The organism is Moellerella wisconsensis (genome assembly GCF_022592395.1).
Taxonomy (GTDB): domain Bacteria; phylum Pseudomonadota; class Gammaproteobacteria; order Enterobacterales; family Enterobacteriaceae; genus Moellerella; species Moellerella wisconsensis.
Genome location: NZ_CP093242.1, coordinates 1,253,885 through 1,275,678, shown reverse-complemented (window position 1 = coordinate 1,275,678; position 21,794 = coordinate 1,253,885). Strand labels below are relative to the sequence as shown.

The 21,794-nt window shown below is 38.6% G+C and carries 18 protein-coding genes and 1 pseudogene; 13 read left to right on the top strand and 6 right to left on the bottom strand.

Annotation, left to right across the window (positions count from 1 at the left end; translation table 11 throughout):
* Window positions 1–8: 8 nt before the first annotated feature.
* Window positions 9–530 (bottom strand): cell envelope biogenesis protein OmpA, encoded by a 522-nt coding sequence (locus MNY66_RS05600; protein ID WP_241501649.1) that lies wholly within the window; start codon window positions 528–530, stop codon window positions 9–11.
* Between the two features lie 2,574 nt (window positions 531–3,104).
* Here MNY66_RS05600 and MNY66_RS05595 point away from each other — a divergent pair.
* The 13 genes and pseudogenes from MNY66_RS05595 to MNY66_RS05535 all read left to right on the top strand — a co-directional run bounded on the left by MNY66_RS05595 (window position 3,105) and on the right by MNY66_RS05535 (window position 14,839).
* Window positions 3,105–3,689 carry a fimbrial protein gene (locus MNY66_RS05595; RefSeq protein ID WP_241501648.1) on the top strand — a complete coding sequence of 195 codons (585 nt, stop codon included), beginning with the start codon at window positions 3,105–3,107 and terminating at the stop codon, window positions 3,687–3,689.
* A gap of 103 nt (window positions 3,690–3,792) precedes the next feature.
* Window positions 3,793–4,536: a fimbrial biogenesis chaperone gene (locus tag MNY66_RS05590; RefSeq protein ID WP_047257123.1), complete on the top strand. Its 744-nt coding sequence runs from the start codon at window positions 3,793–3,795 to the stop codon at window positions 4,534–4,536.
* The gene (locus MNY66_RS05585; protein WP_241501647.1) at window positions 4,520–5,122 is read left to right on the top strand and encodes a hypothetical protein; all 603 of its coding nucleotides are present in this window, start codon (window positions 4,520–4,522) and stop codon (window positions 5,120–5,122) included. Before MNY66_RS05590 ends, MNY66_RS05585 begins: the two co-directional genes overlap by 17 nt.
* Before the next feature lie 94 nt (window positions 5,123–5,216).
* Window positions 5,217–5,774, top strand: coding sequence for a hypothetical protein (locus tag MNY66_RS05580; protein WP_241501646.1), 558 nt, complete (start codon window positions 5,217–5,219; stop codon window positions 5,772–5,774).
* A 16-nt stretch (window positions 5,775–5,790) separates the two neighbouring features.
* Complete coding sequence (locus MNY66_RS05575) at window positions 5,791–6,534, top strand: fimbrial biogenesis chaperone (RefSeq protein ID WP_047257120.1); 744 nt, start codon at window positions 5,791–5,793, stop codon at window positions 6,532–6,534.
* Entirely contained in the window at window positions 6,531–7,331 is an 801-nt protein-coding gene (locus tag MNY66_RS05570; protein WP_047257119.1) for a fimbrial biogenesis chaperone, read from the top strand. The genes MNY66_RS05575 and MNY66_RS05570 overlap by 4 nt, the downstream gene beginning before the upstream one ends.
* A 19-nt stretch (window positions 7,332–7,350) precedes the next feature.
* Entirely contained in the window at window positions 7,351–10,077 is a 2,727-nt protein-coding gene (locus tag MNY66_RS05565; RefSeq protein ID WP_241501645.1) for a fimbria/pilus outer membrane usher protein, read from the top strand.
* Between the two features lie 253 nt (window positions 10,078–10,330).
* Window positions 10,331–11,419, top strand: a complete 1,089-nt coding sequence (locus MNY66_RS05560; RefSeq protein WP_241501644.1) for a hypothetical protein — start codon at window positions 10,331–10,333, stop codon at window positions 11,417–11,419.
* 21 nt (window positions 11,420–11,440) lie between these two features.
* Window positions 11,441–11,632: a hypothetical protein gene (locus tag MNY66_RS05555; RefSeq protein WP_241501643.1), complete on the top strand. Its 192-nt coding sequence runs from the start codon at window positions 11,441–11,443 to the stop codon at window positions 11,630–11,632.
* A gap of 217 nt (window positions 11,633–11,849) precedes the next feature.
* A pseudogene (locus tag MNY66_RS05550) lies at window positions 11,850–12,993 on the top strand (IS3 family transposase).
* A 59-nt stretch (window positions 12,994–13,052) separates the two neighbouring features.
* Window positions 13,053–13,340 carry a hypothetical protein gene (locus tag MNY66_RS05545; protein WP_241501642.1) on the top strand — a complete coding sequence of 96 codons (288 nt, stop codon included), beginning with the start codon at window positions 13,053–13,055 and terminating at the stop codon, window positions 13,338–13,340.
* Window positions 13,341–13,386: 46 nt separating this feature from the next.
* Window positions 13,387–14,495, top strand: a protein-coding gene (locus MNY66_RS05540; protein ID WP_395351331.1) for an IS3 family transposase whose coding sequence is annotated in 2 segments (ribosomal slippage) — window positions 13,387–13,639 and window positions 13,639–14,495 — 1,110 coding nt in all. Because the reading frame shifts where the segments join, the coding sequence is not laid out codon by codon here.
* Window positions 14,483–14,839, top strand: coding sequence for a VasL domain-containing protein (locus MNY66_RS05535; RefSeq protein ID WP_241501641.1), 357 nt, complete (start codon window positions 14,483–14,485; stop codon window positions 14,837–14,839). The genes MNY66_RS05540 and MNY66_RS05535 overlap by 13 nt, the downstream gene beginning before the upstream one ends.
* Window positions 14,840–15,053: 214 nt before the next feature.
* On the opposite strand, the gene MNY66_RS05530 is transcribed toward MNY66_RS05535, so the two are convergent.
* The 5 genes from MNY66_RS05530 to MNY66_RS05510 form a co-directional block, all read right to left on the bottom strand.
* Window positions 15,054–15,746 carry a CPBP family intramembrane glutamic endopeptidase gene (locus MNY66_RS05530; protein ID WP_241501640.1) on the bottom strand — a complete coding sequence of 231 codons (693 nt, stop codon included), beginning with the start codon at window positions 15,744–15,746 and terminating at the stop codon, window positions 15,054–15,056.
* 51 nt (window positions 15,747–15,797) lie between these two features.
* A complete protein-coding gene (locus MNY66_RS05525; RefSeq protein WP_241501639.1) occupies window positions 15,798–17,753 on the bottom strand; it encodes a DUF2235 domain-containing protein in 1,956 nt (651 codons plus the stop codon).
* Between the two features lie 23 nt (window positions 17,754–17,776).
* Window positions 17,777–18,277, bottom strand: coding sequence for a DUF3304 domain-containing protein (locus tag MNY66_RS05520; protein ID WP_241501638.1), 501 nt, complete (start codon window positions 18,275–18,277; stop codon window positions 17,777–17,779).
* Between the two features lie 352 nt (window positions 18,278–18,629).
* Complete coding sequence (locus MNY66_RS05515) at window positions 18,630–19,454, bottom strand: DUF4123 domain-containing protein (protein WP_241501637.1); 825 nt, start codon at window positions 19,452–19,454, stop codon at window positions 18,630–18,632.
* Between the two features lie 2 nt (window positions 19,455–19,456).
* The gene (locus tag MNY66_RS05510) at window positions 19,457–21,790 is read right to left on the bottom strand and encodes a type VI secretion system Vgr family protein (protein WP_241501636.1); all 2,334 of its coding nucleotides are present in this window, start codon (window positions 21,788–21,790) and stop codon (window positions 19,457–19,459) included.
* Window positions 21,791–21,794 lie beyond the last annotated feature (4 nt).

Below are 21,794 nucleotides of genomic sequence, written 5' to 3'. Positions count from 1 at the left end.
AAATTAATTTATGAGCAATTAGCTGCAGTATTAACACGAGATAAAGTATGAGATTGCTCTTTCACGCTTCCATTTTCATGAGGAATTTCTGATTTATCAATCTTAGAAAATGTTAATTTATCTGGCTCAGAATTAGATTGTTCAACCATAAAAAAGAGCGTTTCTTTTCCTGTTAAATTAAAGTCTATTTTAGTATTCAGTTTAGTATTATAACGCTCGGTAACATCTGTTTTATAAGCTGTAAATATATTTTCACCTGAACATAATTCAACTTTCTTTACAGCTCCCGGAAGTAAAGAAGTTAAGTATTGTTTATTCACAAATATATTAATAGTCTTACCATCAATATTATTATTCTTACGATAAAATACAACATTGACTTTATTTTTTTCACTACTGCGATCATCATGTAATACAGAATCTTGTAAATTATTCCATTTTTCTATTGAATGAGAATACATTACATTACGACTACAGCCAGAGATTGCTGCACAAACAAAAAATAAACTAATAAAGAAAATCTTGTTCATCGAGCCATTTTCCCAAGGATTGAAAACATAAGTAATAGCCTAGGTATATCAATAAAATATACCTAACCCAAAACTATGATATGAAATTTAAGTTAAAATTTTTATACTAAAGATACCAAAACATCCAGCGTTAACAATAAACAAACAAATTTACAACCCGAATTATAGATCCAAATGTTGTTAGTTCACTATATTTAACTCATATTGATAAATTCTCATCAAACATTGACGTACATCAACATTTTTGGTGTTTTTTTATTATAGAATAATGGAAAATCTAATCAATATATCCCTATGGCTCATTAAATATTGTAACTACATCTTTATTTGATCTATAAAAGAGACTTGCATCTCATTGAGATAAAACAATTATTTCTAGGTTACACATATAAATCATTTATTCCAATGCAGAATAATAACCTTCTAAATCAATAAATATAAAACCAATAACCTTAGTTTCATTATAAAAAGCAAAACTTTTCACTGAAAAATCAAAAAATACAATAATAAAAACCAATTGTTTTGTATTCAAAATCAATAAATATGAGACTCAAGTTTCTTTTTTTTGATGGAAACCATATTTAAAGTATGGTTTAAAGCTCGATTTTCTAACTATAGATCTATTATTTTCTTATACCCTTTTATTTTCACCATCCTTATTTACTAATTGCATATTCTAATTATCCATTATCTACATATTTAACATTGTTAATATTTTAACTTTAAAGTTGTTGTAAAATAGTTAATTTCATTACTATCTCCAAACTTAAAATCTAGAAATATAAGATTTATCTTATTAACTTTTTACATTTAATGATAATTACCCTATTGAATCTTGATTTCATCAAATTCTATTTTGTTTTAACAAACCTCTATCTATTTATAAATATTCTAGCACTCTTATAACTCACTCAAAAAGCAGCAGTGTATCGACTTTTATCGCTAAAAATTCACGTGTATACGCCTCAATAATATTTAATTTTCTAAATCGGTTACCAACGCATAGCGCAATCATACATAAAGCCCCCCATTAAAATTTCGATATTTTTTCGACTATCAATATTACAGTATGAGTTTTTAATGAGACGCTTTAAATTTAAACCTAAACGATAATAATAAAGACGATAAACTTTTTTATGATTAAAAAGATAATCTTGAAATCACAGTTGATACTAGTTTTAACCAAATCTAGCTTGCGGTGACGGGGTTAAAATATATGGTATGGCATCGATCACCATACGTTCATTCCCCCCAACCTAATCACTATTGATAAAATGTTACTCAGGATAACAAAGTTAACCGACAAGCGTTAATGGTTGACAAGATTACCTATTTTAATAGCTAAGCACGGAACTACTTCTCAGTAGTCCCCATTTTTAAAAATAACATCTTCACCGGATGATTTTCGAGGCTCACTTTGGTAAACATTTTTTAAACTTAGTATTATCTTCTTCAAGCTCGTTTAAATATTTAACACTATTACCTGCCATACCTCGGTATTGCTAATCCCATTTTGACGACAAATATATTCGGCGCTCATAACTGGATCATCAAGCTTTAAGCCATTAAATATTTTAGTTTCAGCAAAATAAACTTTTTTTATAATAATCTATTTAAGTTGTTAGGCGGAATAATCTAATTATAGCTATCTCATTTTAAGGGGAGTGTATCGGAAATTTCACCTAGATAAACAAGCCTTAATAAATCCTAAAAAGACAATTTTAAAATAACCAATTGATATAAAAGGATTTTTTTATTAGAGATATAAAGATAATTAGCTTTATATTTATTCATATTAATTTCATGTAATCTCAGAAGTTTCAGTGGATAAGTTTTTATTTACTACTAATAAAGATGTTTTTTAGTTCTTTAATCCATTTTTTTTTGATTGGCTTATTTTGACTGGCTCTTTAATAGACTGTTCTATATAGATATTTTAATTTATCACCTACACCTCACAAGGGTAAATTTAATGCTACTTATGAATTTTTCACCTTTATGGTGTTTGATTTTTTTTTTATAGTCTTTAAACTAATCACATATTCATAAAGCAGCTATTTAATATATTTTTTCATAGCTTTTTAATTCGGTGATGAATTTATAAAATAAATAGTGTATTTATACTTTAATAAATTAAACTATAAAACCCAATAACTCTAATATTTAATTAGTGGAATTAGCAATGTCTATAATTTAATAAAATAACATTTATTGTCATTATTAAAATAATCAAAACGCTATTTTCATTTAATTTTGCTATTAGCGTAGAATAAATAGGATTAACATAAATACCACTTGTAAGTTATTTGATGTTTTTCAATGGGATAGAGCCTGATTCACTGGCATCCCACAGAAATGGAACCCTCTAATCATTACACTATTAAGGGTTATTTTCTTATTCTATTATTTTAAATTTACCTAACGTAATAAAATTAATTTATAACAAAATCATCTGTTCTATATTTTCATATATTAAGCATTATATTTTTTATAATTTTAAATATCTTAATTTTAAAACCTCTTACTGCTTACAATGTAAGCTTACTTTTCAATCAACTTCAATAAGGCGTTATTATGATTTTAAAAAAAAGTTTATTATCTATTGCTGTATTAACAGCCACAATAGGTTTTAGTTTAAATGTAAATGCTGCTGATAAAAATACCGCAGATGTAACACTCAGCGGTCTTATTTCAGCTGTAACATGCGATATTGATGTCAATGGTGTTTCCGGGGGAACCACTGTCGACACCGGGAGGCATATCACTAGTGACTTCGAAAAGAAAGTAAATAGTGTGGTAGGCACGCCTGTTCCGATGGTTGTTACGCTGAAAAATTGCGAGACTAAAAACTCAAAAGTAGGTAGTGGAAATTTATATATTTCAGGCACCACAGCGCCTAATGGTAACAACAATATTTTTGTAGGAAATAACCCTAAGACCGGTTTTATGGTCTTAAAAACTGACAAAGTCACTTCTGCAGATGCAATAAAAAATGACGAGCCAGTTCCTTTAAATATTACCGGTTATACTGGCGATGAAGGTCCTGGTACCAATGGCGGCGCGTCATATACTTTTAACGTAGCAATGGCGTCAACAATTGAAAATCCAACTGCCGGTTTATACACCGCACCTATCATCATTTCGTACGCATCAGAATAATTTTTAAATCAATAAATTGTAAATCGGATACGGCAGTGAAATGCCGTATCCATTTCGAATATATCCATATGATTTATTTTATTTGTTAACAGGTACCGGGAATATGAGCATTTCTTTTCATCAAACATTACGCTATACCGGCATCATATTAGTTATGGCTCTATGGTCGGCTCCTATTGTTGCTGGTGTTTCACTTACTGCCACACGCCTCATTATTTCTGGCGTAAACGAAACACAGGAAGGGGGCAGTAGCATAGGTGTTCGCAGTGACGAAAGTTCAATGCATCCCTTTTTAGTTAAAGCGCAGATTTTTCGCGATATTGGCGGGCAGGATACGTCAGTACCTTTTGTTCTGTCCCCTGCACTTTTCCGTCTAGAGCCGGGAACTACCAATCAGCTACGTGTAATAAAGAAAGGGGCCCAATTACCTCAAAATAAAGAATCTCTTTTTTATCTTCGCGTAGCTGCATTACCAGCGACACAAGCATTACCTCAAACGGAATTTGTAGCTCCGGAAGGAACATTAAATGTAGCGACCGGTAATATTATAAAGCTGTTTTATCGCCCTTATGGTTTACCTATCACGCAAAAAGAAGCCATGGGGCAGCTGCAATTTACCGTAGCGGATAATCGCCTAAAAGTAACTAACCCAACACCTTATTATATTACCCTCGGTAGCCTGACAGTAAACGGTAAGCCTGTAAATATTCGCGGTGTCCGTGAGCAAAATATGATTGCACCGTACGGGGAAACTCTTTTTGCGAACCCTCAACTCAAAGGCAAGGTTCACTGGCAGGCTATCAATGATTATGGTGGTCAAGAAGGTTTTTATGGCTCAATACAATAGCTACTATCTAGTCTTTATCAGTGCGATGCTGCTTTCCTCCGGTAATGTTCAGGCGATTACAGGTATTCCGGTAGGATCAGCTCATACGACAAATTTTATTGCCACAATTACTGATGGTAGCTGTACTCTGGATTACTCCAGCAAAGAACTGGTTTTTATGCCACGTATTGCCGCCGATTTTTCGCCGGGAAAAACAGTAGAAATCCAGCCGATAGTTGCCAATGTTAGTTGCACTTATGCTGCTACCCCTCAGGTGATGATCACGGGTACAACCCCGTATGCATCAAATACGCGGATTTTTCTCGATAATGATGTAGGAAACAATGGGGTTGGTTTTATGATTCAGCCAGCCACTTCGGCAGCTGCGCGGGATACCCCGCCGCCACTAAGTGATTTTTATGCTCGTGGATTAACAGGTAAAGCTATTGAAAATGGTAAAACGATGGCATTACTTCCTCTGAATGCAAGTAACAATTTTACTGAACGCCAAGTGTTATGGGTAGGTTTAGTAGGAATGACTGACAGCAGCAATATTATCCCCGGTGTTTTTCAGGCTAGGTTAACCATCACTGGAATAATCCCGTAATTCAATGGAAATCAAAATGATATATTTACCCGTACTCCGGCTGTTGCCTTGGTGTTACGCTGGGCTTTTTCTGTTAAGTACTGGAGCCATAAGTATGAATGCTAAGGCGGGAACAGCTTCTCAGACATTCCGCTTTTCTGCCATTTTTGTGGCACCTACATGCACAATGAATGTATACCCAAAAAATATTGATTTTACACCGACCGGCGAGGGAGTCCAATCTTCAGAACTAATCGGTGAAGGATTGGAAGCTACCGGCGGAGTGACTATTTCCTTTAGTGATTGCAGTAACTACGGTATGACAAGACCTCCGCAGATTCAAGTCACGGGCAGAACAGTACAATTAGGCGGCAGTGACTTTTATTTTGCTGATGCCCCCGAACCGGCCGGAGCTTACCCCGCGAACGGTTACGGGGTGAAATTGTCGCTTAATGGCCAGAAATTGTTTGAGGACAGTGCAAATATTGCTGTGACTGAGGGCGGCGGGGTAATTAAGGCAAAAACAGGAAGTACTATTGAAGCATTGAATGGTAGCTCTCTGAATTTGAATGCTCGATTATCATGCGGAAGTTACTCACCGTGCAGCAGAGCTCCGGATCATCAGACTGGAGCATTTAAAGCCACTATCCGGTTTCAGCTAGCTTATGACTGATACAGGGAGAAGACACATGAGAAGATTTTGTGGATTACCGACAATATTATTGATCGTATTGTGGGGATTCAGTCCGTTACTCAAGGCGGCAGAGGGTCTTAAACTACCCCAGACACGCGTAGTTTTCCATGCAGAAGATAAAAGTACAACAGCCGGTATCCAAAACCTAAGTAACCAGCCGTATTTAGTCAAAACTGAAGTTTTGAATGTTCCAGGCCAAAATGAGCAGAGTGTAATTCCTTTCAGTGTGACTCCTCCCCTATTCCGTTTAGAGCCGGAAAGTCAATATATGGTACGTATTTTACCTCAGGGGAAAAAAGACCTTCCTATCGATAGGGAATCAGTGTTTTATCTGAGTTTTTTGGCTATCCCTCCGGGAACCAAACCTGGGCAATCAGAAGATACGGCTATCTCACCTAGAGTATCTGTGGGCGTTCAAACGTTAATTAAATTATTTTACCGCCCGGCAGGATTAGCAATGACTGCGCGCGAAGCACAAAACAAACTGGCATTTTATGCCAATCAAGATAACGTCATCATGGATAACCCGACGCCATATTATCTAACGTTAAATACTTTAACGCTCAAAGGGCAACATATTGATCTGACAAAAACAGGTGCCATGATCGCCCCATTCACGCAGAAAACGTATCACGTATTGGGTAAAACAGAAACTGTAAGCTATACCGTCATTAATGATTATGGCTCTGTGAGTCAACCCTATAACCAAACTATCACCGTCCGGAGAAATCAGCCATGAGATTGAGATTATTCCGGTATGCGGTAAGACTATTAAACTGGCTAAAAGTAATAATATTGCTGCTTTCAAGCAGTACATATTCCCTAGCAGGAAATGTAAACGAATATAGTGGCATCACGCTGCCATCCACCCGTATCATTTATTCCGGAAAAGAAACTAAAGGAATAACATTTGCTGTTACTAATAACACACCAACACCTTATTTAATGCAATCGCGTGTAACAACATTGCCAACTTCGCTTGTCGAGGAGGCTCATGATACCCCTTCACTTGCTACATCGCCGTTTATTGTTTTGCCTCCATTGGTAAGGATAGAATCAGGAGAAACAACGACACTCCGTATTCGCCTGATCCAAAACACACTGCCAACCAATAAAGAATCTGTCTTTGCATTTCAGATCAAAACAATCCCAAGCAAAAAAAAACGTGAAGATAATGCCAAAGAACAAGCACATATGACCCTAGCATTACAAAACACATTAAAAATGTTTTATCGGCCGGAAGGGTTGCCTCCATATAAGGTACAAAATGTTGCTCAGGCACTTCAATTTAAACGTCAGGGTACACAGATTACTGTCACTAATCCCACCGTTTTTTATGCCACTTTTGCCGATTTGTCCGTAGGGAAAAGCATAATTGGGAATAAGGCGTTGTTAAAAATGGTTCCTCCTCTGGGGCAGCAGACATACTCTTTGCCGGATATTGAACCTTCTGGTGATGTCCGCTGGCAGTTACTCAATGAGTATGGCATCCCGACAGAGCCGATGACGCGACCACTTGATAATCAAAAAAAATAATCACCGGGGATATGCAGGTATGCTCAAGAGTTATTGCTTTTCACTTACTAATAACCTGTCAGCTAAAAAACAGTACGCTTATCATCCATTAGTGCTTGCTTTATGTCTAGGGTGCCCTACGGCATTGGCAGAGGATTACTTTGATCCTGCTTTTTTGGGCAGTAGCACTTCTGTGGATTTATCCGCTTTTTCCGAACCTGGGGGTGTGGCAGAAGGCGAGTATACCGTAACTGTCTTTATGAACGAGCAGGCAGTTGGGGAATATACGTTAGATTTCCAAAAAAATTCGCAGGGACAGGTAGCTCCTTTACTTACACTGGCTCAAATGGAGCAATGGGGGATTGATGTTAACCATGTACCTTCACTGAAAGATATTCCCGCACACACAGTGATTGATAATTTGGCAGCCTATATCCCTCAGGCAACTACCAGACTGGATCTGGCGCGTCTACGTTTAAATCTCAATGTTCCACAAATTGCGATGCAACCGTCTTACGGCAACTGGTCAGCCCCCAGCTTATGGGAAGATGGTATTCCTGCGCTGATGGCAAACTACAATATTAGTGCAGGTCGATCAACAAATACGTCAGGACAAAAAAAGACAAATAATGATAATTTATTTGCCTCATTACGTATGGGGGCCAATGCCGGCCCATGGCGGCTACGCAGTACTATGACTCATTCCCGCTCAAATAACAGTGGCGGAGACAATATATCGTATAACAATTCGAGAACACAGTTCTCAAACACCTATTTATCCCGTGATATTAAAGGCTTGCGCTCAACCCTTTTAGCAGGAGAAAGCAGTACGAGCAATGAGGTAATTGACGGAATACAATTTAAAGGCATACAACTAAGCTCTAACGAACAAATGTTGCCGAATCAATTACGAGGCTTTGCACCGGTAATCAGCGGCGTTGCCAACAGCAATGCCCGCATCACTGTGCGCCAAAACGGAAATATTATCTATGAGACTTATGTAGCTCCAGGGCCTTTTGCTATTAATGATATTCAGCAATCAGGAATGTCAGGTAACTATGATGTCACCGTGACAGAAGCAGATGGTACTGAACGCCAATTTATTGTGCCCTACTCCTCCCTACCGATGATGTTACGTCCCGGCGGATGGAAGTATGAACTAACTGGCGGACGTTATAACGGAAGTTATACCAACAGTTCACGAAATGCCGATTTTATGTTACTGACCGGAGTATACGGATTACCGAACGATATCACGGTATACGGGGGGGTATTATTATCTAAAAATTATCGTACTGCCAGCGGAGGGGCGGGGATATCACTGGGTGATATTGGTGCTATTTCTGCTGACGTCACTCACTCTTCAGCCCGTTTTGAGCAAAAAGGTCGCCAGACTGGACAATCTTACCGCTTGCGGTACTCAAAAAGTATGTTATCAACAGGAACATCCATCGATTTAACTGCATTACGTTATTCAACAGAAAATTATTACAACTTCAGTGAGTTTAACAGCGAGGGATACCGGCTAAATGATGCAATAAGTCCATGGACGATACAGCGAAGACGAAGTAGCTTTCAGACTCAACTGAGTCAACAAATGGATAATTGGGGCTCACTGAATTTCCGTGCCAACCGTGATGACTACTGGGGTAGTGACCGGACTCTTACGGGAGTATCTTTAGGTTACAATAATAATTTCCGCGGGATTAACTATGGTATTAATTACAATATTGACCGCGTAAAAAGCAGTGCTGGGCAATGGCCTGAGAACCGGCAGATTACACTAAATACCAGTATTCCGTTCAGCATATTCGGATATTCCCCCATACTGCAATCCCTTTATGCAACAACGTCAATCACTCATGATAATCATGGTAGGACACAAAATCAGGCTGGGCTGAGCGGTAATTTACCGAATAGCTCGGTAAATTATAATATTTCCCAAAGCTGGGGGAATCAGGGACAAACAGCAAACAGTAATCTTAATGTAGGATATAAAGGCAGTAAAGGAACATTAAGTGCAGGATACAGCTACAGTAATGAGTCCCGAAGCATGAATATGAATGCTAACGGGGGAATATTGGTACATTCAGAAGGTATTACGTTATCTGAGTCACTAGGAGACACTGTCGCACTTGTGAGTGCTCCGAATGCTCCTGGTGTTCATGTCAATAACGGCAATAGCGTGACTGACTGGCGGGGATATGCGGTCGCTCCATATCTTTCAGCATACAACAAAAATAGTGTCGGGCTAGATCCCAGTACCTTACCAGACGATGTTGAGTTAGTTCAATCTAATATCAATGTGTACCCGACAAAAGGAGCGGTGGTTAAGACCAATTTCTCCACACGTATCGGCTATCAGGTATTGATAACATTAACGAATAATAAGACAGCTATTCCGTTTGGTGCGGTTGCTTCTTTAATGGAAGAAAAAGGCAACGAAGAAAACAGTGCCATTGTCGGAGATAACAGTCTGGTCTATATGAGCGGATTACCTGAATCTGGAAGCATTCTGGTGAAATGGGGGAATGCCTCTTCGCAACGTTGTACTGCATCATTTAATGTAAGCAAACTAGTTCTCAGTTCCGATATGGGGATCCGACATATCACACTAAAATGTTTACCTGAAAAACCGGCAAGCGAAATAGCTGAGACCACAAAACTATCTCCGTCTATGCAGCCAGATGAAATAACACCAGTAAAAACAATAGAAAAATCAAGTGATTATCGTTGGTTAACAACTAAAAGACCGGAGAGCAAATAATATGGCAGCACTTTATACTACCTCCATATCCGTTGACTATTGTCGGGTTTATCAGCCAATGCTGATATCACTATGATTCTAAGATCACCAGCTTACCGTAGAATATCATTCGTGGGTAAGCTCTCTTAGATAAATACAATAAGAGTTAATATTTTAAATACAATAATACCCATTTATTAATTTATATGAATAATTAAAGTTATATAAATGTAGCCTAAATATAAATTATCACACTGTGAAAGGTAATATATTCATGAATAGAAATAAGATATTAATTAAATCTTTTATTATATATTTAATAATGATGAATAATGCTTTATCTGTAGAGTTACGTCGAGGATTTAATGAATTAGGTGAAACAACTGTAAATATAGTCGGTAATTCAGGTACAAGTTTCTCTAAAGGTGATTGGGATGGACTAGCCTTTAATGTAAGTAAAACGAACAATAGTACTCAGTGCCGCTCACTAAATCAAGAGATTCCGTTAACAACAATCGATGGGTATACCGGATATGAATTTAAGACAGGTTTTTTATTTGTTTTATATTCGGGAACATTAAGCGGGTACCGTGGTTTTTCTGGAAAGGGTTCTACTAACTACTCATATTCATTTAACTCAAATGGTATTTTATCTCCTGCAACAGATACAAAATCTGCCTGGTGTGCTGACCCTAGAAAAAATAATAACTATGGACTTATAGATTTATCCGCCCCAGAGGGAAATACAATAGGTTCTGTAAAATCTGGTATCTATGTTTCATCAACAGTTCAATCTGGAGCTTCTGCGACATTGCCCTCTCTTTATATAAATAGAGGCCAACCAAAAAATATTGGACAAGCTGGCCCACAAATAACAGGGACCGGAATAACTTATTCTATTAATGATATGAAGTGTTCTATATCACCACCATCACTAATAAATTTTGGTGAAGTAAATGTAGTACAGACGACTAATGAGGTAGCTTTAGCATATGAATCAGGTAATTTAAATATTCAGTGCGATGGTAATGGTTTAAAAAAATCAGCATCAATTAGTGTAACTGGTGATATAGGAAGATATACAAATACATTAAAAATGAAAATGAAAAATTCAAATGATAAAGCCCCGGCTGAAATAAGAGGATTTATTGGCCCTAATATCGAAAATAAAACAGTATGTGACCATAATGACAAATATCCAGGATGGATACAATTTGATCAGACAAAAAATCAAGTAATCAGTATAGGTAATTTATCTTCAGGATCAAATCAAATCCCCTATAACTTCACCTTGTGCTCAAATGGAATAAAAACGTCAGGAGAAGCCGATGCTTTAGCAACAATAAACTTAACATGGAATTAATTCTATTATATGAATTTTCCCATGTTACTAGAGGATACAGGCTGTATAATTATATATGATTATACAGTCTCTTTTGAAGTGAAGTGGCGTAACTCCTTATCCGGTTGGCAATCCACTGCGATTAATACCAAACCTTCACCAGTTTCTTATGACCGAACCGTATATTTAGATATGCCGACGTGGACGTTAATTGATGATCCAGCCGAAGTGTAATAATTCCTCTATACACATTTCCCATAACGTTGCTATCTCCTCAAGGGATGGACCGATTGCTAATAGATCTAACGCTAACATTCCTTCGGGGACGTCAAATAAGTTTAAATTTTCGATTGCACGTTTTGTATTGCGTATCGTCCATGGTGATACTGATCTGCTTTAATCAAACAGGACACTTTAATAATGGAATATAATTCAATTATTGAGGTGTTAAATGAAAAAACGAACAAACAGATTTTATACTACTGAGTTTAAGCAAGAAGCGGTCGCATTAGTCACCGAACAAGGTTATAGCGTCCCAAAAGCGGCAGCTTCTTTAGGGATCACCGATAAATTACTTTATAACTGGAAAGCAATATTCGACGCTGGGCAATCCGGTAGTAGCTTGAATTCAGATGAAAGCTGTTAAGGCTTCGAAAGGAAAATAAAGAACTTAGAATGGAGAAAGAGATCCACAAAAAAGCCAGCGCCCTCCTGCTAAAGGAAACCAAGTAGCGTTTAAAACGATTAAGCAATTATCTTCACAGTTTCCCGTGCTGAAGCTCTGCAAGTTAATGAAAATAAGTCGTTCTGCCTACTATGCTTGGCTTAAACGCCCAGCAAAATTGATCACCGCAGAACAACTTAGCCTGTACCGCAGAGCCAAAGCTATCTTTGAACAGAGTCGAAATAGCTTAGGTTATAGAACGTTACGTAAACGGTTATGCAAAGAGGGCTTTAGCGTGAGTGCTTATGGCGTTCAAAAGCTAATGGCTCAGCTTGACCTAGTCGTCACTCAGCGCGTTGCTTACAAAGTCACCACAAAACGCAAACACAGTGATGCCGTAGCCGATAATTTGCTCAATCAAAATTTTAATCTTAATGCGGCTAACGAAGTTTGGGCTGGCGATGTGACCTATTTAAAAATAGGTGAAGACTGGATGTATTTAGCCATCGTGATGGACTTATATTCTCGCCGTATTGTGGGTTGGCACATCGATAAATGAATGACGGCAGATTTAGTCACTAAAGCCTTGATGAAAGCGTATAACTTACGCCAGCCCGAAAAAGGCTTAGTCATTCATAGTGATAGAGGCTCTCAATATACGAGTAAGCGATATCGCCGCTTGCTAACAAGCTATGGTATTAGGGCAAGCATGGGTGATGTTGGAGCCTGTTGGGATAACGCCGTTGTAGAACGATTTTTTGGCAGTTTAAAACACGATTGGGTACTGAAAATCCCACAGCCGACGAGGAAACAGATAAAAGAAGATGTTATCGCGTATATGCGCTATTACAACCTAGAAAGGCTTCATACTGCCAACGGTGATCTGCCCCCCATTGAGTATGAACAAAATTCCTTAAGAAAAGTGTCCTGATTTAGTTGCGCAGAACAATAGCAAGTGCGGGTATATTTTACACATTCGGTCCGTGGAATATGAATAATCCTATTACACAAATATTGCCTGCCTTCCCCGAATTCACACCGAATATTGCCTCACAATTAGACCAACAATTACAACCCAATCCAAACCAGCCAACGTCTTTTTCTAATGAGAAACTGAGTGCTATTGACCGCTATCTTACCGAACTGGGTGCAGTATCACCGATTTGGGCACAGCAATATAGCTGGAATATGATCAATTACCTGGCAACCCAATTTAGCACTCAGCCTGAAGTGCGCGTATTGAATGATAAATGGCAATGTCCACTTCCCCTAAAATAAGACAGCTATAATTAGATTTTCTGCCCTAAAATTTGCAGAGGTCATGATGAAAAAAGCTCGTTTTACTGAAACTCAAATCGTTAATATTTTAAAACTCGCTGATTCTGGTATGAAAGTGGAAGATATTTGCCGCCAAAATGGGATCAGCAACGCCACTTATTATAATTGGAAATCAAAGTATGGTGGCATGGAAGCGAATGATGTTAAACGATTAAAAGAGCTTGAAGATGAAAATGCGAAACTGAAAAAGCTCTTTGCGGAAGTTAGCCTTGAAAACCACGCGATGAAGGAGCTTTTCGCAAAAAAGGGTTGGTAGTGGCTGAAAAGAGATCCTGTGCTCAATCATTAAAAGAGGCAGGCTTATCAGTCATTAAGGCTTGTAAGCTAACGTCGTTGTCACGAGCCACGTTTTACCATCAGCAAATAGATTGGCGTAAAAAAGACCAAGTAGTGATCGATGCCATACAATCTGTGTTAGCGAAATCACCACAATCGGGATTCTGGAAATGCTATTTCCGACTGAGATTTCAAGGCTATCCTTTTAATCATAAACGAGTTTATCGCGTTTATTGTCGATTAGGATTGAACCTGAAACGACGGGTTAAAAAAGTGCTTCCGAAGCGTGAAAAAAGACCATTAGTGATAGAAAAAGTCCCGAATATTCAATGGGCATTGGATTTTATGCACGACAGTTTATATTGCGGTAAGCGCTTCAGAACTCTCAACATTATTGATGAAGGAACGCGTGAATGCTTGGCGATTGAGGTTGATACGTCATTACCGGCTGAACGCGTCATCAGGGTGCTTGAACGTTTAAAAGCCGAAAGAGGGTTACCGAAACAGATCCGAGTCGATAATGGCCCTGAACTCATTTCAGTTAACTTATTGAATTATTGTGAAGATAACCAAATTTTACTGTGCCATATTCAACCGGGAAAACCGCAGCAAAATGGGTTTATCGAACGTTTTAATGGTTCGTTCCGTCGAGAGTTTTTAAATGCGTATTTATTTGAATCATTAAGCCAAGTGCGAGAATTAGCGTGGTTTTGGCTGCAAGATTATAACCAAAATCGAACCCATGAAAGTTTAAATCACCTCCCACCGGAGGCCTATCGTCAACAGTTAGAAAACTCTAATTTAACGTGTCTCAATTAAAGGGGAGTGGACAGCAACAAGCCATGCAAGTCAATGCCATTTCAGCAACGCAAATGAGGCAGTGGTCTCAAGGAATGGAGCAGCTTAATCATTTAAGTGAACGATTGGACAAATTAGACGGTAAACCTCGCAGCTACATCACGGGCTCTGAATTAAAAACGATTATATTTACTGCTCGCCAGCATTTTAATCAAGGTTTACCTCTTGAGGAAGAACTTCGCCACTTGGAAGAGTTACAAGCACAAGGTGTGGTACCTGAATCAGAATACCAACGTATCGATACCCACTTTAAACAATTATTGAATCGTTATACGTTGTTACGCTATGCGCAGGAAAAATCATGAATATCATATTACTTATATTTAAGCCAGTTGCTTTCATCCATGGAGTAAAAATAAACCATGATTATCATTTTTTCTTCTGAGGAACTTCATTAAAGTACAATACCTTGAATTAACTTTGAACAATATGAGAATACGCAGTAACAATCTTTATTAAAAAACACATCATAAAAAAGTTGGTGACAATCATGGTTTATGATAAGGAGATTATTTTCTACTAGATTATCAATTCGAAATTTACCCTGTAAAAAACGAGATAAAACATTGTGCTTAATATTATTGATGTCAATAGTCCACCAGTCTTAAGTCTGGCATGAATTAATATAAGTGAGAATAAAAACACGATGGGGATATTGTAAAAAAGATAGCTTATAGGTACATAGGAATTTAGGATTTCATGCCTAAAAATAAAGACTGTAAATATAATAGATGGAACAATATAAACAATTTTTTTTCCTTCCTTGATAAAGGCATTCACCAACAGGCCTCTGAATACAATCTCTTGATATAATGGGATCCCTATATATACAGGTAGGTATAAAAGTACGATTTGAATAAATAATGGTTTCCCTCCTGCATAAATCTGCCCACCTAAATAAATATTATCCAAATCTAACCATCTCACCAACAAAATGATTGAAAGCAAAGCAATCATTGTCAGCAATGAATAAAAAGAATATTTATTATTACTACCCAGTAATTCAATAGGTGTTAAATTTTTTTTTGCAAAATTTAAAGCAAAGAGCGAAAGTGCTATACCAATTATGGCATTAATCAAAAAGCCATAAAGATTCGGATAAAAATATGCATCTAACCTACTATTTACTATTAAATCACTAGATGATTCGCTAATAAAAAGCACTAGGGCAGCCAATATAAGATAGACTACAGTTTCATTTTTTTTATACATTAACACTCCATGACTCTAAATAATAATTGTTCATTAGCATTCATAATAAAATCAACGGAATCTTCCAACATCAGTCCAAAATTGATTAATGCTATAATGCGGATTATATATATTGTCTTGTTGCTTAATAATTTTTGTTGTTTCTTCAAATGGGCTTGGTATTTCCATTTTGCGAATGGTAAAAAAACGATAAGTTATACTTTCACCTTTACCTACAGTTTGAATATCATGCACAAAGTAGGAAAAAATAGTATCATCAACTGGGATATACCAATAGGGATGAGGTGGCATTGGCAAGTTTTGATATGCATGCGCTCTACAGTTGCATAGCCATATAGCCCTATTAAATGCTGGTTGCCAAATCTGAGGTTGTAATTGAAGTCGTCGTTCATGAGGATGATTTGTAAAATCATTTCTTAATTTTGCAGCTTCCTCCCATATATCATCTAACCACCCCCACTGTTTTTTTAATATTGCTATTTTTTCCGAATAGACATTTGCTTTATTAATTTGATTTCGAGCATCGTAAGGATAAGAGAAGATAACTTTTCTATTCTCGGAATCTTCAGACGATTTAACATCTGCTAACTCCAATTTATATTCGTAATATTTTTCACCTAGCCAAATAAAATAACTATCTAAATGTTGATTTAATGTTCGTACATTTACCCAGTTTTCCGGTATGCCCTTTTGGTATTCTCTAACCCAAGATTTCACTGATTGTCTTGTTTTTATTAAGCTTTTTTGATTGCCTTTTACACTGTCCTTCATGATAAAATATGTTGCTATATCTGTATCTATTTTATCTAATTTACAAAATTCTGGAAATGGAACACCTGATTTTTCTGCTGTTTCATACATTTCAATCAACGTGCATAAAGATAATTCTGAGCTTGGTTTTTGTTCATCGGCTATTAATCCACCACCGACGTCTTCGCTACACCCTGGTACTAATTTCTCTTTATGATTTTCATCGTTCTTAAGCCCCGTTCGATAAACAGGTCGCCATAAACGGCGCTCATGCGCAGCAATAAAATGAAGAGTTCGTTTTACACGTTTAGGGACGGCTAAAGAGTACCCTATTGATTTTTCACCCATTAATGTACTTACTGCGGATATTTGCGGGATCAGAGAAACAACAAAGTCCAGTCCATCATCGGAACTGGCTGCAGTATGACGAGAACAATCAAATAACCCCATAAAAGGTATATCAACAAAAACTCCTTGATACACTAACCTATCATCGTCATCTTTTTCACAAATATTATTTATGATTTCATCAAGGAATTTTCTCGCTATAGCCCCACCTAAATCGAAACCAAAAAGCGAAACTGAAACTAATTTAAGCGGAATTTTCCCCTCTTTTCGTGCTTTTTCAATTGATTCAATAAACTTTGATTTAGCCGTTGCTAAGCGGATATCGACCCCTGATACCATCATATCTGAAATAAAAGGATTATCCCTCAACCATGACGTGGCTTCAACGCCGGAAATACCCGCAGCCTTACTGGCACTTTTAGCCGCTAATAAAGCCCACTCTTTTGGACTAATAAGATTACCTTTGATATCTGACAGTACTTCATACCACGATTTCCCTTTAAGAATATCTGCGCCCGCATCAGTTAACATATCGCTGGGTAAACTCTCAATATCATCACTAAACGAGGCGTTACTTGAATCCATTACTGCTTGTAATTTGTCTGTTAGATTGTCGTTAAAAGTTGTACCTAATCCTGAAAAATAATGGGCTAAAAACTTCTTATTATTTGTGTCTTGTTCTGATGAAGGAAAAGCTCGATAAAGCTTTGCAATATTACTTAAACGGCTATCTGAAGCATCTTGTTCAATATTTCGCCCTGTACCATCGAAAAAATACCCCAAATGTAAAACTCTGTCGCAGTTACCCAATTGATACTCGTCTGCTTGTTGAGCTCGGTTTGTTGCTGCAATATATTTATCTAAATTCAACCCAGCATTTAAATTATTTGTTGATGTTAAATTATCCATTTTCTTACCTCATCAATAATTGTTTATTGCGCTAACGCCCAAGCCAACTCTTCTTTTGACATTCCGTGTTTCCACGGCGTGATAAGTCCTTTTCCCCACCAAAGAAGTACTTCATCATTCGGTAAAAAGAACACATGTAAATTATTTTCGCCCCGTTTTCTAATGGGAAGAGGGACTGTAGTTTTTCTGGTTTCTTTTCGTAAACCTGCATCATATTGAGCTCGTGTTGTGCTCAGCGTCCAAATAACCTCAGCAGTATCGCCACTGATTGAACCACAGCAGGTCGTTTTTCCACCGTCCCCTGCATAAATATTACTGGGGTCATAAGCAAAGGCATTTCCTCCTGCCACACCATTAACGCTAAATCCAAGTATAGGTCTGTCTATTTGAGTATGAATAACCAATGACACCCCACCTTGAGGTGGCCCCCATAAAACTAACCAGGCAAACCAACTGAATAAAGCGACAATAATTAAGGTATATAGGTATTTTTTATATTTTTTTAATACATTTAGTCTGTTCATTTCTTAAATTACCCATTGCAAGGATCATTTAATAGAAAAAGCAAATCGATATCATTACGCTAACGCTCAAGCCAGCTCTTCTTTTGACGTTCCACGTTTCCACGGCGTGACAAGTCTCTTTCCTCACCAAAGAAGTACTTCATTATTGGGTAAAAAGAATACATGTAAATTATTTTCGACCCGTTTTCTAATGGGAAGGTGTAAGTTTTTTTTATGTATTTCAGTACGCAATCCTTCATCATATTTTACTTGCCCATACTAAAAAAATAAGTAATAAGAATGTTAAAAGCCTTTTTATATACTTTGCTGAAAAATGATAGATGCTCAGAATGCGCTGTTTTTATATTCATAACTAACCACCTGATATTACTTTTTCATAATCGAAAAGAACGCGTTGTAAACTGAACTTGCCTTGGCTAATCTGCTCTAATTTAGAGGCTACAAAATCAGAAGTTAAAATCAATTTTTGACCATCAAGGTAAAGCAATGCATAGAGTTTTTTGTCAGCCCCATTCCGCATACCTGCCCCACTCGCTTTCTGTAATGCCTGTATGACTTTCTGCCGCTGAATACACGGCGGAAAATGCTGGCTCATCGGCATCTGTTGCCATTGGGCTAAAACACTTTTGACTTCTGGGTCATCATCAATTTGCTGCCAAGTCTTCTCATCCAAATACACCGTTCTATCGTGGGTTTTTGGCTGTGCTTTGGTGGCGATATCGGTCGGTTGCCAGCCCGACAATGTCTGGTGCCACCACGTCGTTGTGCCTGAAAATAAGTAATAGTGCCAATCTTCTTTCTGGCAACGGGCTAACACAGGCATCACCGCATGAACATAAAACCGGCTCACTATCGTTTCGAGATCGGGCTTTACCAAGGTGCATCCCCATGCTAATTGCATCGCCAAGGATTTGAGTTCTAATGAGGAAAAAATCACGGTGACAATTTGCGGAAATTGCGCCATTTCTTCTGCAATATTTGCGTTGTTTTTCACCTGATACAGCCACGGCCCTACCCATTTAGCTTCAATTAACTGAGGGTGCTGATAAAGGGAATACAGCGAACGGGGATTTTTTTGCTGAAAAGGCTCAATGGTCTGTTCTGCAAAGGCCCCGCCCTCGATTAACAGGTAAATATGCTCTTGTGATTGCTTCGCAACTTTAATCAAATTTTCCATGGCTAAAATTTCCTCAGGTCTACACGGTTATCATTGCCTGTTATGGCATTGAGCAGGCACGGAATACAAATCGGTAAAGACAATGCCGGAAATTGTGCCATCTTCATCGGTAAGGTATTGGGCCCTGCAGTAGCCATCTTCGGCACTTTGCGCAAATAATCCCCCGAAGTACCGTACTCAATTTTGCCGTTCTCCAGCTTGAGATAACTGCCACCACCGTTCAGGATAATACGCTTTTTGCCCGTGAAATTGATGTCTGCGGCAGAGGTGATGGTTTGCTTTTGTTCACTGAAAATATCTAAACGGTTATTCTGCGCTTGAACTGTCAGTGGACCTTCACCTGCAATCACACCCAATTTCCCGGTACGCGTAAACACCCCCAACTTATCCCCCGTGGACATCGTCATATTGCCGATAACCCCCACGCTGATATCGCCATCTGCATTGATGGTGATATTTTCACTGGCCGCCAGTTGTAAATGTTCGCCACTGGTGAACGCCATCCCTTGTGGTGCGGAAAATAGCAGGCTTTGGTTTAATGGCTCCAAACGTTGTTGTAACAGTTTCTTTTGGCTTTCGATATCGGCTTGCAGGGCTTTGGCTTGTTTGGCAGCAAGATTAAGTTGCTCGCGCTGTTGTAGTAGATGAGCGATTTCTTTGAGCGCAGCTTCCATGTCCAGCACATCGCCTTGGGCTTTTGGCTGTTCATCGGCGCTGATAAACAGCCCTTTACCGGCTCGAATTGCCCCCCATTCGTCGGTACGCAGTTCAGCCCCCGTACCGCGTATTTTCCCTTGTGCATCAACGAGGTGACCTTGGTTGAGCTGGGTTTTACCGTACTCCGTCGCCAATTTGATGTGCGTTTTTTCCCGCTTTTCTTCCATGCGTAATTTATTATTGGCAGGCGTGCGCAGCACATTGCGGGTATGGTTATCACGGTTAACGTGGTCAGGGTGTTCGGAGTCATGAAAGGCAAACGCAATATAGGGTCTATCCAGATCGCCATCATCAAAGGCAATGGCGACTTCCGTGTTGGCAATCAACGGTGTATGCAATCCGTAGGTCTCCCCCGCATACGGTTTGGCTAACCGCAGCCAAAGATACGCATACCCTGATTCGCTGTGATTGCGGTCAAAATCCAACTTAACGCGATAACGCCCTTGCTCATCCAGCCATGCATAAATGTCATTGTCATTACGGCTTTCAATGCGTGCAGGCAAGGTTCCGGCGATTTTCGGACGGTGAATTTCAGCAGGGCGATAGGCGTATTGTTCACTGTAAGGCATGCCCTTCAGAGTCATCTGTAAAGAGGCATCACGCGCTGCACGATACGTGATTTGGGTGATAAATACGCCGTCTTTCAGTTCGTTAATCGGCACATTCGCGATATCCAGCACACTGCCCGTCATCAGGTAAAAAGCGTTGGTTTGTAGCTCAAATTCAGCGGCGGGATTAAGAAAACGCTCTTGACGTAAACGACTATAAAACGCACCACTTTCAGCATCAAGTGTTTCCGCGTTTTCATCACCCATCTGTAAATACGGCGGTGCATAATGGTATTCATCACCCAAGGTTGTGTTGCTTAGCGAATGAGGCGTGCTCGTTTCCATCGGTGAAAGTGCGGTACGGTAGTTGTAGTCTTTGACGATCACATTGCCTGTCACCACTTGGTGAGCCAGTTGCCCATCCCACACCGCCAATTGCCCGTGATCATTTTGACCTGATGGCAGTTGGTACGGCAATTTTTCACCGAATTGGTAGTTGAGTTGGCTATCGAAAAAGACCACTTTGTCATTGTTGGTTTTTGCCGAGTATTCAAGGCGGTAACCAATCCCCACTTCGGCGAGCAAACGTTGGATAAACGCCAAGTCAGTTTCACTCCACTGGGTGATCAGCTCGCGCTCGGGGTATTGATGTTCTAACTTAAATTCGTAATCTGCCCCTTCAAAACCGTGGAATTGCAGTACTTTTTCAACCACTTCAATCACCGAGGTATTTTGGTAAATAGTACTGCGCTGAGTATGACCAAGTAACGCTAAACGTGGTTCCAATAAAACGGCATAGTGGGATTGGTCGGCGCTGGTGGATAACCACTGCAAGCGAGTGATGACACCCGACACTCGCTTATCGGAGGCTAGACTGAACGTGGCGGGCTTTAAGAGTATTTGCTCAGGAGTGATTGAATCGGACGTTGAAGTAAATTCAATCTGCCATGATGAGGGGACATTGAGTTTTTCAACGCCTTCAAATTTCAGAATATCGATATCAAACCCGGCATCCTGGATTTGGAGTTGATAGGCTTGAAGTGAAAAAAATGGCGCTAATTTTCCTGTCATGACA

Bases quoted from the DNA above. Each gene is read 5' to 3' on its own strand.
- MNY66_RS05520 (WP_241501638.1), bottom strand. From the start codon at position 18,277: ATGAACAGACTAAATGTATTAAAAAAATATAAAAAATACCTATATACC.
- MNY66_RS05580 (WP_241501646.1), top strand. From the start codon at position 5,217: ATGAATGCTAAGGCGGGAACAGCTTCTCAGACATTCCGCTTTTCTGCC.
- MNY66_RS05545 (WP_241501642.1), top strand. From the start codon at position 13,053: ATGAATAATCCTATTACACAAATATTGCCTGCCTTCCCCGAATTCACA.
- MNY66_RS05570 (WP_047257119.1), top strand. From the start codon at position 6,531: ATGAGATTGAGATTATTCCGGTATGCGGTAAGACTATTAAACTGGCTA.
- MNY66_RS05515 (WP_241501637.1), bottom strand. From the start codon at position 19,454: ATGGAAAATTTGATTAAAGTTGCGAAGCAATCACAAGAGCATATTTAC.
- MNY66_RS05600 (WP_241501649.1), bottom strand. From the start codon at position 530: ATGAACAAGATTTTCTTTATTAGTTTATTTTTTGTTTGTGCAGCAATC.
- MNY66_RS05530 (WP_241501640.1), bottom strand. From the start codon at position 15,746: ATGTATAAAAAAAATGAAACTGTAGTCTATCTTATATTGGCTGCCCTA.
- MNY66_RS05585 (WP_241501647.1), top strand. From the start codon at position 4,520: ATGGCTCAATACAATAGCTACTATCTAGTCTTTATCAGTGCGATGCTG.
- MNY66_RS05560 (WP_241501644.1), top strand. From the start codon at position 10,331: ATGAATAGAAATAAGATATTAATTAAATCTTTTATTATATATTTAATA.
- MNY66_RS05565 (WP_241501645.1), top strand. From the start codon at position 7,351: ATGCTCAAGAGTTATTGCTTTTCACTTACTAATAACCTGTCAGCTAAA.
- MNY66_RS05595 (WP_241501648.1), top strand. From the start codon at position 3,105: ATGATTTTAAAAAAAAGTTTATTATCTATTGCTGTATTAACAGCCACA.
- MNY66_RS05525 (WP_241501639.1), bottom strand. From the start codon at position 17,753: ATGGATAATTTAACATCAACAAATAATTTAAATGCTGGGTTGAATTTA.
- MNY66_RS05510 (WP_241501636.1), bottom strand. From the start codon at position 21,790: ATGACAGGAAAATTAGCGCCATTTTTTTCACTTCAAGCCTATCAACTC.
- MNY66_RS05575 (WP_047257120.1), top strand. From the start codon at position 5,791: ATGAGAAGATTTTGTGGATTACCGACAATATTATTGATCGTATTGTGG.
- MNY66_RS05590 (WP_047257123.1), top strand. From the start codon at position 3,793: ATGAGCATTTCTTTTCATCAAACATTACGCTATACCGGCATCATATTA.
- MNY66_RS05555 (WP_241501643.1), top strand. From the start codon at position 11,441: ATGTTACTAGAGGATACAGGCTGTATAATTATATATGATTATACAGTC.